Source organism: Flavobacteriales bacterium (assembly GCA_016713875.1).
In the GTDB taxonomy this organism is placed as follows: Bacteria; Bacteroidota; Bacteroidia; order Flavobacteriales_F; family PHOS-HE28; genus PHOS-HE28.
The window spans coordinates 3,057,803-3,072,308 of the sequence record JADJOI010000003.1; the positions used below are offsets into that span (position 1 = coordinate 3,057,803).

General features: G+C 65.4%; 10 protein-coding genes. 7 read left to right on the forward strand and 3 right to left on the reverse strand.

The window, feature by feature from the left end:
* The first annotated feature begins 25 nt into the window (after positions 1–25).
* Both lipB and IPJ87_14435 read left to right on the forward strand, forming a co-directional pair.
* Positions 26–739 carry a lipoyl(octanoyl) transferase LipB gene (lipB, locus tag IPJ87_14430; GenBank protein ID MBK7943046.1) on the forward strand — a complete coding sequence of 238 codons (714 nt, stop codon included), beginning with the start codon at positions 26–28 and terminating at the stop codon, positions 737–739.
* A 23-nt stretch (positions 740–762) separates the two neighbouring features.
* Complete coding sequence (locus tag IPJ87_14435; protein MBK7943047.1) at positions 763–2,058, forward strand: hypothetical protein; 1,296 nt, start codon at positions 763–765, stop codon at positions 2,056–2,058.
* A gap of 5 nt (positions 2,059–2,063) precedes the next feature.
* On the opposite strand, the gene IPJ87_14440 is transcribed toward IPJ87_14435, so the two are convergent.
* A complete protein-coding gene (locus tag IPJ87_14440; GenBank protein MBK7943048.1) occupies positions 2,064–4,631 on the reverse strand; it encodes a hypothetical protein in 2,568 nt (855 codons plus the stop codon).
* 139 nt (positions 4,632–4,770) lie between these two features.
* On the opposite strand from IPJ87_14440, the gene IPJ87_14445 reads away from it, so the two are divergent.
* From IPJ87_14445 to IPJ87_14465, 5 genes are read left to right on the forward strand one after another with little or no spacing between them, the layout of a single operon-like run.
* The gene (locus tag IPJ87_14445) at positions 4,771–5,943 is read left to right on the forward strand and encodes a serine hydrolase (GenBank protein ID MBK7943049.1); all 1,173 of its coding nucleotides are present in this window, start codon (positions 4,771–4,773) and stop codon (positions 5,941–5,943) included.
* A gap of 6 nt (positions 5,944–5,949) precedes the next feature.
* On the forward strand, positions 5,950–6,354 hold the full coding sequence (locus tag IPJ87_14450; protein MBK7943050.1) for a hypothetical protein: 405 nt from the start codon (positions 5,950–5,952) through the stop codon (positions 6,352–6,354).
* An 11-nt stretch (positions 6,355–6,365) separates the two neighbouring features.
* Positions 6,366–7,502 (forward strand): hypothetical protein, encoded by a 1,137-nt coding sequence (locus tag IPJ87_14455; GenBank protein ID MBK7943051.1) that lies wholly within the window; start codon positions 6,366–6,368, stop codon positions 7,500–7,502.
* Positions 7,499–9,412, forward strand: a complete 1,914-nt coding sequence (locus tag IPJ87_14460; GenBank protein ID MBK7943052.1) for a hypothetical protein — start codon at positions 7,499–7,501, stop codon at positions 9,410–9,412. Before IPJ87_14455 ends, IPJ87_14460 begins: the two co-directional genes overlap by 4 nt.
* A complete protein-coding gene (locus IPJ87_14465; GenBank protein ID MBK7943053.1) occupies positions 9,409–11,742 on the forward strand; it encodes a hypothetical protein in 2,334 nt (777 codons plus the stop codon). The genes IPJ87_14460 and IPJ87_14465 overlap by 4 nt, the downstream gene beginning before the upstream one ends.
* Positions 11,743–11,880: 138 nt before the next feature.
* Here IPJ87_14465 and IPJ87_14470 read toward each other — a convergent pair whose 3' ends face one another.
* Together IPJ87_14470 and IPJ87_14475 are read right to left on the reverse strand one after the other, a co-directional pair.
* Entirely contained in the window at positions 11,881–13,677 is a 1,797-nt protein-coding gene (locus IPJ87_14470; protein ID MBK7943054.1) for a hypothetical protein, read from the reverse strand.
* 102 nt (positions 13,678–13,779) lie between these two features.
* Positions 13,780–14,496 carry a glycosyltransferase family 2 protein gene (locus IPJ87_14475; GenBank protein MBK7943055.1) on the reverse strand — a complete coding sequence of 239 codons (717 nt, stop codon included), beginning with the start codon at positions 14,494–14,496 and terminating at the stop codon, positions 13,780–13,782.
* Positions 14,497–14,506: the final 10 nt, after the last annotated feature.

A 14,506-nucleotide genomic window follows, 5' to 3' on the forward strand; every position in this document is an offset into this window, starting at 1 on the left:
GCGACCCCGCGCCTCTGCGGTGAACATGCGACAGATCCACTTCCGCGACCTCGGCCTCATCGACTACGCTGCGGCGTGGGACCTGCAGAAGCGGCTCTTCCAGGAGACGATCGACATCAAGCTGGCCAACCGCACGCTGCCTGTGGAAGAGCAGCGGCCGACCCGGGACCACCTGCTGTTCTGCGAGCATCCGCACGTGTACACCCTGGGCAAGAGCGGGCAGCAGAGCCACCTGCTGTTGAACGAACAGGGCCTGCGGGAGAAGGGCGTGCAGTTCTTCCCCATCGACCGCGGAGGCGACATCACCTACCACGGCCCCGGGCAGTTGGTGGTGTACCCGATCCTCGACCTGGACCATCACTTCACCGACATCCACCGCTTTCTGCGCACGTTGGAGGAGGCGGTGATCGGCACGCTGGAGGCCTATGGAATCCGGGCCGGCCGCATCACAGGGCTCACCGGGGTGTGGCTGGACGCCGAGGACCCGGTCAGGGCCCGGAAGATCTGCGCATTCGGCATCCGCGCCAGCCGCTGGGTCACCATGCACGGACTGGCGCTGAACGTGAACACGGACCTGACCTACTTCGGGAACATCGTGCCCTGTGGCATCCGCGACAAGGGCGTCACCAGCATGGCGCACGAGCTGGGCGAGGCGGTCGACCTGGACGCCGTGAAGCAGCGGATGACCCTGGAGCTGGCCGACCTGTTCGACGTGGAGCTGGTGGGAACACCCCGTTGAGCACCGCGCCCTACCTTCACCGCATGCCGCTGGCATCCACGCCCATGGAGCGGTGGGAGCGCGACCTGCAGGTCGCGCTCTTCCTGCTGGTGGCCGTCTGCAGCTTCCACCTGCAATGGGCCTTCCATGGAGAAGACCCGGTGCGCTTCCTGAGCCACAAGACGGACACCCTGGGCTATTACCAGTGGCTGCCAGCGGTGTTCGTGGACCATGCGGTGGACAAGATGTACTGGTGCCACCAGCTGGAGGACGGCCGGTGGCTCAGCATGTTCACCCTCGGGGCCGCCGTGCTGTGGGCGCCCTTCTTCCTGCTGGGCCATGCCGCGGCCTGGGCCTTCGGCTATGCGATGGACGGCTTCTCCGCGCCGTACGCGGTGGCCTTCATGTTCGGCTCGGCGCTGTACGCCGGGGCCGGCTGTGTGGTGGCCTTCCGGCTGGCACGCGGGTACAGCGCCACCATGCCCGCGTTGGCCGCCACCGTGCTGCTGTTCGCCGGCACCAACCTGTTCCACTATGCCGTGGTGCAGAGCAGCATGTCGCACCTGCTCTCTTTCCTGCTCATCGGCACCTACGCGTGGTGCTCTGTGCAGTTGCTCCATGGAGGCCGCGCGGTGCATGCCCTGCTGCTGCCCGTGAGCGGCGCCCTTCTCCTGCTCATCCGTCCGTTGAACGGGATCTGCCTGCCCCTGCCCCTGCTGCTGGCGGGTGGCGTCAGCGGGCTTGGGGTCCTGTGGAGGAATGTGCTGGAGCACCGCCGGGCCTTCCTGGTGGGGTTGGGCCTTTCGCTCGTGCCCTGGATGCTGCAGATGGCCTACTGGTTCCAGGCGACGGACCAGCTGCTCGTCTTCACATACGGCCGCAAGGGAGAGCACTTCGAGTGGGACCGGATGGTCCCGGGCATGGTGCTGTTCAGTGTCCGCAACGGCTGGCTCGTATACTCCCCGCTCTTCATCCCCGTGCTGGCCGTGCTGGTACGCGCGGCCTGGGTGGGCCGACCTCCGGCACGCACCGTGCTGCTCCTGGTGATGGCCACACTGCTGCTCTACAGCGCATGGTGGTGCTGGTTCCTGGGATGCTCCTTCGGGCACCGCGGGTTCGTGGACCTCTACGGCCTGCTGGCGGTCCCGCTGGCATGGGCGGTGGGGGCGGTCCAGCGGCGCGGCCTGTCCGTCCGGCTTTTGGCCGGCATCGTGGTGGTGGTCCTGCTTCACCTTAACATGGGCCTCACCGCGCGCTACGAATGGCTGTGGTCCGAGCCCGGCTGGACCTGGCAACACCTCTTCGCCGAGGTATCAGCCCTGCTGCGGATCGGTGGGTGAGGGATTCAGCGGTGCAGCCATCGCGCGGCAAGCCGCCCTCCGTCCGAGCACGTCCACAATACGGTGAACACACCTGGCGCACATCCGCCCAGGTCGACCACGACCGAGGAGCCGCGCGCATCCAGGGATCGGGCGCGCTGACCGGTGGAGGTGAACACATCGACACGGCCACCGCAAGACCGTGGCGGGCACACCGTGATCGAGCCGGGGAACGGCCCTTGCGCGACGAGGAGGCGATCCGGCGTGGCCTCTTCCGCCGTTCCGGCGATCGGTTCGGCCAAGGGACTGCTCCACAGTCCTCGACCGAAGGTGGCCGCATAGAGCCTGTCCGTCGCGTAGCTCACTTCCAGGTCGTTCACCTGCACGCGCGGCAGACCGTGGTCGTAGGCGGTCCAATCCTGCAGGCCATCCTCCGTCCGGAACACGCCCAGGTCGGTGCCGATGTATACGGCGTTGGTGCTTCCCGCCACCGGTGCGATGCAATTGACCGGCACGTTGGGCAGAGTTCCCGAGATGTTGGACCAGGAGACGCCCCCGTCATCCGAACGGAAGACCTTGGTCCCTGCCGTGTATCCACTGAAGGTGACCCATAGTCCGGAGGCGTCCGCCGCACTGACCGCCACGCTGGTCATCGCCAGTCCGGGCACACCGGAAATCGCGGAGGTCGACCGCACCATCCAGGTCGATCCCCCGTCCGTGGTGCTGTACAGGGTGTCGTACGTGGCAGCGTGGATGACCGCGCTGTTCGATGGGGCGATGGACAGCGAGCGCAGGGGTGTGCTGCTGTTGAGCGAGGAGATGGGCATCCACGAAGCGCCTTGATCGGCCGTGCGCCAGACCTCGTTCAGGCCGATGAGCAGGACATGATGGTCCGCCGGGTCCATCACCAGGGGCGTCACCCATGCGCCCGGGCCGTAGCCATGCTGTTGAAGAAAGTCCGAGAACCCCGGAATATTGTCGGCGATGCGCTCGCGGCTGGACCAATTGTCGACCGTTCGGTATAGCAGTCCGGTCAAGGCGCAGGAATACTGCACGTCAGCGTCCAGCGGGTCGATGATGCACTCCATGTGATCGCCCGGGATGTGATCGGTCCAGGATCCGCCCTGGAGCTGCTTCAGACCATTGTCCTGCAACCCGCAAAGCGCCCTGTTGGGCTCGCTGGCGGACAGGCCCACCCGGTACATCTGGCTGATGCCCATGCCACTGCTGCGGTCGTACCAGGTGAGCCCTTGGTCGTTGGTGAGGTGCAGACCGCCGTCACTGCAGGCCAGGACAACCTGGGGGTACTGGGGGTGGAAGACCAGGCAATGTTTGTCCGAGTGAAGGAAGGGCGTGCCGTTGGGATTGTGTTGCGCATCGGTGGTCCACATGCTGTTGAGCTGCCAGCTCGCACCGGCGTTCCCACTGCGCCAGAAGTTGATGCCACCGATCCATTGTCGCACGGGGTCCAGCGGATCCAGTGCGGCGACCAGGTCGAACACGCCCTGCCCACCGCACGCCGATGCATCGAAGCTTCTGTTCAACAGGTTGTTGGAGCAGGTGCCATCGATCGCCTGCGTGTAACTGGCGCCACCGTTGGTGGAGTAGTGCACGCCTTCCAAACCACCGAGGCCCTGCAGATCGGCGGCCACGGCCATCACCAGGTCGGGCATCGCGGGGGTGACGGCGATGGCGATGCGGCTCGCTCCGCTGAACGCGGAGACCTGGGACCATGTCGTTCCTCCATCCACGGACCGATGGACCTGTGCCCACCCGGCCGCGCTCAGGGTGGATGCATGAAGGACGTCGGGGTCGTCCGGCTTCAACTCCAGGTCAATGAACCAGCCCGTCAGCACGTTGGTCCAAGTGGCGCCCGCATCCGTGGTGCGCCAGACCCCGTTCGATGTGGCGGCGAACAGCACCTGGGGGTTCGTGGGATGGATGATCAGTCGACCGATCAACCGTTGATCCTCCAACGCCATCTGTAGGCCCGTGGGGGACCACGTCGCACCTCCGTCCACGCTCTTCCACACACCGATGCTCTTGGTGCTGGAAGGCACCACCAAGGCCGTTTCCGCATCCCCCGTGGCGATGTAGAGCACGTCCGGGTCGGTCGGATCGACCGCGATGTCACTGACCCCGAGCACGGGCATGTCGCTGTTGGCGGTGGCCCAGGAGAGCCCTGCGTCCTGTGTTCTCCACAGCCCCCCGCCTGGAGTGCCGGCCCAGAACGTGGCGGGGTCCGTGGGATGAAAGGCGATGCAGTTGACGCGTCCCAAGCCACCGAAGCCGGCGAACGCGAAGCTGGTCGGGCCCTCCTCCACCCAGTCGGCAGCGGCCTTGGGAGCGGCGGGATGCGCGGACACGTGGTCGGCCCACGCCTTCATCAGCACATCACTCGAAGGGAAGCGGCCATCGGGCAGCACGCGCGGTTCCCAGTAGGCCTCCCAGCGTTTGTACTTGGTGAAGCCGGATCCGCGCAGGACGGGACGCTCGGCGAACCGAGCCTCGAACGACGCGCGCAGGACATCGAAGGGCGGACCGGACTGCGCGCAGGGCTCCCCGTCCGGAAAGGCCCAGCATCCCACGGTCACGGCACCAAGGATCACATTGCGCCAGCTCATGTGCGTCCGGCCGTGTCCAGCCCGGCCATTACGAATGTAGTGCCCACCCCGGTGCGGACCGACGCCCGGCCTTCGCGCGAGGCCCTACCTTCGGCCATCCCTGCCCGCCATGCGCCTGCTGAAGAAGATCCTGCTCTGGACCATCGGCCTCGTCGCGTTCCTGATCGTGCTGGCCTATGCCACCGGCAACGGCCACATCCCCCGTGGCGTGCGCTACACCTACCTCATCGGCCGCACGGCGCCGGAGATCGACGACCGCGACTTCTTCCCCTACAGCACCATCCCGAACGCCGCGCCACAGCCCTGGCCCACCGGCGCGCGATACGGCCGCCTGGCCCTGAAGCCCGAGCAGGAACAACAGCTCAACGAGCTTTACAGCGTGGGCTTTGCCGTGTTCCAGCACGACAGCCTCATCTTCGAGAAGTACTGGAACGGCTGGGACGCCGACAGCGTCAGCAACAGCTTCAGCGTGGCGAAGAGCTACGTGAGCGTGCTCACCGGCATCGCGATCAAGGAGGGCGTGATCACGAGCGTGCAGCAGCCCGTGAGCGACTTCCTGCCGGAGTTCACCGCGATGGACCCCTGCCACGGGGCGATCACGATCGAGCATGTGCTGACCATGAGCACCGGGCTGGACTGGGGCGAGAGCGGCGCCGACCCCTTCAGCGACAACGCCAAGGGATACTACGGCACCAACGTGCGCGAACTGAGCCTCGACCAGCCCTGCCGAATTGCGCCCGGGCAGGAGCTCGACTACATCAGCGGCGCCACACAGATCATGGCCGAAGTGCTGGAGGCCGCCTGGAAGCGTCCGCTGGACGAACTGGTGGCCGAGAAGCTCTGGGGGCCGCTGGGCTGCGAGCATCCGGCATCCTGGGGCAAGGACCGCGCGGACGGCGACTTCAAGGCCTTCTGCTGCCTGTACGCCACGGCGCGCGACTTCGGCCGCATCGGCCAGCTATATCTGGACAGCGGGATGTGGAAGGGCCGCGAGATCGTGCCGCGCGACTTCTTCCTCGCTTCGGTGACGCCGGCGAAGGTGATGGACAAAGGCCGGCCCAACGCCCGCTACGGCTACTTCTGGTGGCTGGCCGAGCTGGAGGGCAGGCCCATCCACTACTGCCGGGGCTTCCACGGCGAGTACGTGGTGGTGATCCCGCATGAGGACCTGGTGCTGGTGCGCACCGGCATGAAGCGCGAGGAAGTGAACGAGGAGGGCCACCCGCAGGACGTGTTCCACTGGATCGCGATCGCCCGCGAACTGGCCGGGCGCAAGGGTTGACGGTCGATGCGCAAGGACATCCACCCCCCCAAGGTCGAAGGCGTGGCCATGGCCGTGGTGCGCGAGCCGGACCCCGAAGGCGGCGAAGGCTGGTACGTGTATCTCGTGAACCGGAACGGCTTCGCCCTGGAGAACGTGCTCATCAGTTCGCGCGGCTACGGCGAGCTCGCAGGCGAAGCGCGTCGCACCAGTGAGATGCGGCACTTCCTTGGAAAGCTCGGTCCACAAAGCTGGGCGCGCATCGAACCCATCATGGAGGAGCTCTTCGGCCTCAACAACCAGTACTGGCTGAGCTTCTATGCGAACGGACAACTGCACGACAAGAAGTACATCTTCCTGCCGGAGAGCATCCAGGAGGCCAACTTCACCCCGCTGCCGCTGATGAAGGTGCGCGGGGTGATGATCGAATGAGCACCGCACCGATGCCGCGCCGTCGACCGTTGCTCCTGTTCGCGCTGCTGCTTGCGGTGGCCGCCGCCGCGCTCACCCTGCTGCGGCGCGATGCCGTGAAGCAGGAGCTCCGCGACCTGCGCGATACCGTGCGACGGCCCGCCGGACCCGCTTCGAAGGCCATGCCCTCCGAAGGCGGCGCACCCCTCATATCCGACGGCCGCACACTGACAACGAACGACCCGCCGCCGTTCGATCGGCCGGTGGCCGCACGCTCCGGACCATCCATCGCCATCGGCGACCGCAGGGTGCGCCCCAACCTCCACTTCGACATGGAGTCTTCGGCGGACAGCGCCATGCTGGTGAGCGGGACCGCGCGAAGCGGGCGACGTTCAATGTATCTGCGCGCCACTGATGAATATGGCCCCTCCATCCGACGACGGGCCGGTGATGTGGGCGCACCGCTCACATCGATCGGGGTGGGTCTCTGGTGTTCTTCGAACGAACCGGGCCTCTCGATCGTGGTCACCATCATCCGCGGCAAGAACGAGATCGCCTGGTTCGGGAAGGACCTGAAGGCGCATGAGCACACGCCTCGGACCTGGCAACGCCTTCAAGCGGAGTTTCCCCTGCGGGGGTCCGGGGTTTCTCCGGATGATGTGGTGACCTTTTATCTGTGGAACCGTCATCACCACGAAGTATGGATCGACGACATGGACGTGGTGTTCCGCAGCGGGGATGTCCTGGGCCGGGACAGCATCCGCGCGCACGACCTGGAGGACAGCGCTCGCACGACCCGTCCGCTACCCTTCGCCACCGTGGAGTGCCTGGGTGCGGCGGATCCCGTGCAGGCCGGTGTGCGGGTCGGCGATGCCCCGCCTGAAGCGACCGCGCTCATTGCGCTGCCCGACGGGCCCTACCGGTGGCGCTACGCTCCGGGTGACGGCGTCGCGCGATTGATCGATGGCGCCGGACAGGCGCGCTACCTCGTGCGCCCGTGGTGCACCACCACCGGCGATCTGCTCGGCTTCGAGCGGGTCCAGGTGTCCGCTGATCCAGGCGGGCTGCGCATCGTGGGATACGACGTGGACCCCGCAGCGGACGGCGGCCACAGGGTCGCTGATACACCCGCCCCCCGCGGCGCACTGATCCGCATCACCGCCCCATGAACCGCGCGCGCTCCCTTCCGCATCGCATCGCCATGGCCTTCGGCGCAGGTCTGCCCTTGCTGTTCGCGGCCTGTGGCGTGCGGCCCGCGCAGGGGCCCGGTGCGCTGCAGGAGTTCACCGCCCTCACCAACTGGCCGGTGAACGACACCGGTGTGGCGGTGATCGCGATGGACTACACCGATGCGCTCGACAGCGGCTTCGTGGTGCCCAGCGCACGCCAGGTGGCCGAAGGGCGCTTCACCTTCCGCTTCACGTTGCGCGACACCACCGGCACGGGCGCGCGGTTCCACTACAAGCTTTACTACCTCAACGACAGCTACAAGTTCACCCACACGGCCCCTGACGGTAAGCAACACCACCTGGCCCACGAGAACTTCTACGGCAGCTGGGAGGATGCCGGCGAGGGGTTCCGCCTGAGCCCTCCGGCCTCCAGGGAGGGCATCACGGTCACCGACGCGTTCCGCATCCGGGGCGATCCGCGCGACCAGCCCGAACACCGCGATGACCGGGGCCGGCCGGCGCGCTGGTCACGCAACCCACGCGTCGGCGAGTACGTGCTCATGCTCGTGGTGGTGCCCGAGACCGACTTCGCCCGCACACCGCCCGCCGCAGAGGTGCAGGACATCCGCCGCACGCTGGAAGGGCGGCACATGGACCCTTTCTGGTACTGGATCAGCGGCCCGGGCGCACGCCTCAATGGGGCGGAGGTGCGCATCGCGTCCCAGCGGCTGAAGGTGGAGGCGCGACCCCCGCTCGGCGCAGGCATTCATGTTCGGCCCGAACACGCAGGGGACCGATCGGCCTTCTCGGCGGTCTGCGGCAACGACCCGAAGCTCTCAGCCCAAGCACCGTTCGAGCAATTCATCCACTACGTGGACGCCAGCACGCGGTTCGCCAACATCCCGCTGATCGCCGATGTCCTGGGCAACGAATACACCCCGGCGGACCACGACCGCTACCGCTGCTTCTTCCCCGCGGACCAGATGGTGGGCCTTCGCCCCATGGTGGCGCCTACGCCGTGCAGCACGGTGCGCAGCGATCCGGAGCGCCACGTGATCGAGCTGCGCAACCCCGCGAGCACCGATGGCGACTGGCGCAAGGAGAACGTGGGCATCCGTTCGCGGCACGGCCTGGCCTATGGCCGCTACCGCGTGAAGTGCAAGCTCACGCGGCTGCTGAACGACTCGGACATGTGGGTGGGCCTCACCAACGCCATCTGGCTCATCTACGACGGGGCGCCAGGCGGTCTGCGCCGTCCATGCGGGAAGGACGGCTACATGGCCAACTACTATGGGGGCGACAACGACCAGCGCGTGCCCCGCGTCGCGTACTCGGAGATCGACTTCGAGATCCTCAAGACACCATCGTACTGTCCGGACCGCGCCTTTCCGCCCACCTACCCGCAGCAGTTGGCCCTGCCGGACGACCGCAACGCCTGGACCTACAGCACCAGCGACACCCGCACCGACGGCCGAGGCATGATCACCGTGGCCTGCACCAACTGGGACATGGCCTGCCACGACCCCGAGGACTTCGACGTGGGTTGCCACGCGATCGATAAGGATGGCAACACCTATGTGAACCATCGCTGGGACCACAACTACCGCGCGATCACCCAGAAGACCGAGGCGCCGGACCGCGAGCTCTTCGGGGGCGACCACTACTGGTTCGAGATCGACTGGCGGCCGCAGGAGATCTTCTGGCGCATCGGCCCGGACCTGGAGCACCTGCGCACCGTGGCCTACATGAACAACACGGTCACCGAGGTGAGCAACGTGCAAATGCATCTGATCGTGACCCAGGAGTGGCACAACACGCGCTGGTGGCCGGGCACGCCGTTCGACCAGGGCTACATCCCCTTCCCCGCCAAAGACCTGGTGGGCGAGGTGCAGGAGGTGATCATCGAATGATCCGCGCTCCACACGTGCTTCTGCGTTCGTTGGTGGTCCTGTCCGCGACGATGCTCTTCCTGTGGCCGCATTGGCATGCCGCGCTGCGCGATCCCGGGGCTTACAGCTTCAACGTGGGATATGACGGCACGAAGAACTACTTCACCGTGGCCTGGCATCTGAAGCATGACAGCAGCATGCTGGCCTTCGAGGGGATGAACGCGCCCTTTGGAGAGCACATCGACATGCCGGACGCCATTCCACTGCTGAGCAACGGGCTTCGGGTCGCATCGCTCCTGCAGCCGTCCCTACGGGAGGAGGGTGTCACGGCAGTGAACCTGTTCATGCTCATTGGCATCCCGCTCACCGCGATACTGATCATGGAGGTGATGCTCATCCTGCTCGTGCCCTGGTGGTTCGCTATGATCGCCGCGGTCGGGATCGCGCTCACCTCACCGCAGCACTTCCGTCTCCTCGGACATTATGCGCTCGCCGCATCGTGGGTGATCCCGCTCATGTTGCTGCTTGTCCTTCGCTGGGAGCGCGGCGGGCGCCGGTGGGGACCGCTCGCCCTGCTCATCGGCGTGCTCCTGCTCGTCCATGCGGTCCACCTGTATCTCGCGGCCATGGCGGCGGGAATGGTCGCGCTCCATGGCCTTTGGATGCTGGGGCGTCAAGGCGGGCTCAGGCCATCCCTCCGCCTGCTTGCCAGCGCCGCTCTTCCGGTCTGCATCTATATGCTCCATCTGAAGGCCACGGACCCGCACCCCAACAGACCGGAGCACCCCTCCGGGTTCACGGAGTATACGGCCGACCTGGGCGGACTTCTCCGGCCCTATGAATGGGTGGCTTCGCCCCTGGACACCGCACTGTTCGGAGAGCCGGTACAGATCACGCAGGAGGCGCAGTGCTACCTGGGCGCCGCTACGTGGGTCGGTGGTCTGGTCCTGCTGTGGCTTGGGCTTTGGCTTGTCCTTGCCCGAAGGCGCACGGGAGGTGCACAATGGCCCGCCATCCCGAGCCCCGTGCGCCCCGTGGTCGGGCTCTTGTTCGCTTCCTTCATGTTGTTGCTCTTCGCCTTCGGGCTCCCTTTCGTTTGGCTTCCGGATGATGTGCTATGGCATATGCCCCTTATCCCCCAGTTCCGCGCCCCGGCACGATTCGCCTGGCCGTTCTTCTTCGTATGCGGGGTCGCCATACCGGCTCTGCTCTGGCACATTCGGAGAACCGCCACTTCGATGGCACCGAAACGCTTGGCGACTGTTGCGCTGTGCGCATTCCCGGCCCTGGCCCTGTTCGAGGGGTATTATTTCCAGAACTTCTTCGGCCGATGGGCCTCGGAATATCCGAACGAGTTCTCCGAAGGAGGCGCGCCACCCGGCATGAACGAACTGTTGATGTCCATTCCTGCCGACCGGCCTCGTGCCCTCATCCCGTTGCCCTATTTCCAGCAGGGCGGCGAGTACCTCTCGATCCCCTATGAGAACCCCTCGTTGCGCGCCGCATGTGTCTTCGCCTATCGCACCGGTGTGCCGATGCTGGCCGCGAGCATGTCCCGCACATCCATCGATGAGGTCCGTGAGCAGATCGGTCTGCTAACACCGCCATGGTATGATCGTCCACTGGGGAAGCGGTTCAACAGCACCGACGAGTTCTGGTTGTTGACCTGTGGTTCCCCGCTGAAAGAGGCGGAGTCCCGGCTGTTGCAGGATGCCACATCCATCGGAAAGGCCGGTGATCTCACCCTTTGGAAGATCAGCTATTCCGACTTGTTCAAGGATGAACGCCAGCAGATGAGCGCCCGTGTGCGCGGGATGCTGGACAGCTTGATCTTGAGCGAAGGGCGGTTCGTCTCGGACACGGATGCGATCGTCATTCACAGGAGCTTTGATGACCGCAGCGCTCACAGGGCCGTTGCTGGAGGGGCCTACGAAGGCGTGAAGAGCGACCACAACGTCATTCTGGACGTGGCGGCAGGGACCCTGCGCCCCGGAAGGCGTTACGCCCTCAGCTTCTGGTACTATAACCGGGGCCCGCAGAAATGTCACGCGTTCATCGGCGTTCGGTTCAGGGACCCCATGACCGGCAGCGAGTCCTATGCCGCAACGGCTTCCGCTATCGGAGCCACCACGCTATGCGACGATTGGTCGTTGATCCGGTCGGAGTTCGATGCACCCTCTCGCGAGCTGGAGGTCGGCCTGGTCATCAACGGGTCGACCCCTCGTGCGGACAGCATCTGGGTGGACGAGGTGCTCCTTCGCGAAGTGTCCGTTGACGTGGTCGCGCCGCTCGGAAAGGGGCTCGAAGACGGTCTGCTCTGGAACGGTGAGTTGATCCTGCCACGTCCCTGATGAGGCGCGTCGGCGCTCCGGGTACACTGCTGCAGGCAACGCCGCCTGGCAGCCCAGGCCATGCATGCTGTGAAGCGGACCGCGCCGCTCTTTCGAGCATCGTGCGCGCTCGACCAGGGACCTTCGGTGCGGGCCCGATCAGAAGGCCGGAGGCACCTCCTGTTCGAGGAAGTCGACCGTGATGGCGCCAAGGTCGACCCGGCCTGATCGGTTCCAATAGTAGATGCTGAGCACGTCACCGCGGCTGAACAGCTCAGGGGTCAGGTACAGCACGGAGAGATACGGCGCCCCCCCTTCCGGCCGCACCACGCTGCTGAGGTCGTAGCCCCGATATCCATAGGAGTGGTCGCCACGGTCCATGGTGATGACGAAGGCGCCGTCGGCCCCTGGACCGATGGAGTGCACAGTGGCCTTCAGGGAGACCCGGAGGTGGGCTCCATCGGTCAGCTCCTCGAAGGGGATCCGGATAGCCGGACTGAACGCGTCGGGGCCCTCCATGACGTGGTGAACATCGGAGAGCTCCTCCAGGCCGGGTGCGTTATTGAGCAGCACCCGATCGCCCAGGATGGCCGCCTTGCGAACGACCCGATGAACGGGTAAGACGAGCGGGTCCGTAGGCAGGGGCGCCATGCGGTCCACGAGCAACCGTTGGTCCGCGTCGGGAATGCCATGGGTCATCCCGAAGATCGCCGCGTAATAGCTGAAGCTCATCCGTGAACCCGGGAGAAGCCCGACATAGGCCTGCCAGGTCTGGAAAAGCGAAAGACAAAGTACACCGGCGAGTGCGGCATGGCACGGCCAGCGCAGCCCTCGCGGCCATGTGGCCGAACCTTGGATCAATGCGCCCAAGGGCACCGCAAGAACGGCGATGCTCTGCATCAACCCACGGTGGCCGAAGCTTTCAGAATACCACCAGTTGGACCAGCTGGTAACGACATAGGTGTTGAGCGAGACGAAGATGACCAGGGACCATGCGGCCTCCGGACCGACCCTCCAGGTCCGAAAAAGCCCAACGACGGCAAACACCATGAGGGGGGTGTAAACGAACCACCCCTTGCGGAATCCGAACAGGGCTTGGATGGTGTAGGGCGGGAAGAACCGGAAACCCTCATCAGGGCTGGCGTAGCTCATGTGAAGGAACTCCCCGGACGCCAGCTTCCAATAGACCAATTGCGCGGATCCGACACCGAGGATGACGAGACCGGCGATCATAAGGTCCGTTCGATGCATCCGGATCCGCTCCAACGCTTTCCGCATGAACTGGCGCGGCTTTGCGTCCAGGCTCCACAGGAGGGGGATGACGACCAGCACGATCTCCACGGGCCTGATCAAGGCGGCGATGCCAATGATCGCCGCGCACAGCACCAGATACCCCCTCCTGCCCGTAGCCTGCCAACGGATGGTCGCATACAGTGTGCCCGCATGCAGGCTGAACAGATAGACATGCGACATGGTGTTCGAGAAAAGAACCTGGTGCAGGTAGTTCGTGGCGAGCACCACCAGGACCAGGGTGACCGAGACCACGCGGTCCGTCCACCAATGGGCCAGTACGGCGGCCAACCACCTGAGCCCTATCCACACGTAGACCATCTCGCCCGCCACCAGCGCGAGCTGATACGGTCGTGAGAATCCATCAGCGGCATATCCGAACAAGGGGGCGAGGACATGGCCGAGGGCGAAGAACGGCGCCCACAGCACGGAGAGGCCCATGGTGTACTTCATGACCCAATGGCCGTTCTCCACCTGATGCGCCTGATAGAATCCCCCGCCGCCCAGTCCCCCGTACTGGTCCAGCGCCTGGTGAAGCCATTCCTGGTCGAGGAGATAGGGGTCGTTGTGGATGAGCACTGCGGGCAGATACAGGTAGTAGCCCAGTGCGTCCCACGAGATCACATTACCGGGAGGGTCCCGAAAGAGCAGAAGGATGAGCAACATCCAAAGCGCCACGACCGTCCAACGAGCCCATGGACCGGCCTCGTTGCGACCAGCGGCCCAAAGACACACGCGGGCAATAGGACCCTGTTCCCGGGTGATCATTCACAAGCCGTACTTGATGATGCACCAGATCGCTCGGAAGCCGTCCTTCCAGCCGATCTTCTTGCCCTCGGCGTAGGTGCGGCCGTAGTAGCTGATGCCCACCTCGTAGATGCGGATGCCCTTCACGCGCGCCAGTTTGGCGGTCACCTCCGGTTCGAAGCCGAAGCGCTGCTCCCGCAGGTCGAGGCCCTTGGCGATGTCGCTGCGGATCAGCTTGAAGCAGGTCTCCATGTCCGTCAGGTTCAGGTTGTTGAACGCGTTGGACAGGAAGGTGAGCACCTTGTTGCCGATGCTGTGCCAGAAGAAGAGGATGCGATGCGGATGGTGGCCCATGAAGCGGGAGCCGAAGACCACATCGGCGAACCCCTCCACCACGGGGCGCAGCAGCAGGTTGTACTCGCGGGGGTCGTACTCCAGGTCGGCATCCTGCACGATGAGGTACTCCCCGGTGGCCTCGCGGATGCCGCGGTGGATCGCGGCTCCCTTGCCCACGTTGCGCGGCTGCTCGAAGAACCGGATGCCCAGGGACGGGTGCTCGGCCATGTAGGCCTGCACGGCCGCAGCCGTGCCATCGCGGCTGCCATCGTTCACCACGATCACCTCCTTGGTGATGCCGTGGTCCAGCACCACCTCACGCACCTTTTCGAGGATGCGGTGGATGGTGCGCTCCTCGTTGTAGGCCGGAATGATGATGGAAAGTCGTCCTGGCGTCTGCATCAGCGGCGAA

Excerpts from the sequence above, each read along its gene's own strand:
- lipB (MBK7943046.1), top strand. The coding sequence starts at position 26 with ATGCGACAGATCCACTTCCGCGACCTCGGCCTCATCGACTACGCTGCG.
- IPJ87_14435 (MBK7943047.1), top strand. The coding sequence starts at position 763 with ATGCCGCTGGCATCCACGCCCATGGAGCGGTGGGAGCGCGACCTGCAG.
- IPJ87_14445 (MBK7943049.1), top strand. The coding sequence starts at position 4,771 with ATGCGCCTGCTGAAGAAGATCCTGCTCTGGACCATCGGCCTCGTCGCG.
- IPJ87_14450 (MBK7943050.1), top strand. The coding sequence starts at position 5,950 with ATGCGCAAGGACATCCACCCCCCCAAGGTCGAAGGCGTGGCCATGGCC.
- IPJ87_14455 (MBK7943051.1), top strand. The coding sequence starts at position 6,366 with ATGCCGCGCCGTCGACCGTTGCTCCTGTTCGCGCTGCTGCTTGCGGTG.
- IPJ87_14460 (MBK7943052.1), top strand. The coding sequence starts at position 7,499 with ATGAACCGCGCGCGCTCCCTTCCGCATCGCATCGCCATGGCCTTCGGC.
- IPJ87_14465 (MBK7943053.1), top strand. The coding sequence starts at position 9,409 with ATGATCCGCGCTCCACACGTGCTTCTGCGTTCGTTGGTGGTCCTGTCC.
- IPJ87_14470 (MBK7943054.1), bottom strand. The coding sequence starts at position 13,677 with ATGTTGCTCATCCTTCTGCTCTTTCGGGACCCTCCCGGTAATGTGATC.
- IPJ87_14475 (MBK7943055.1), bottom strand. The coding sequence starts at position 14,496 with ATGCAGACGCCAGGACGACTTTCCATCATCATTCCGGCCTACAACGAG.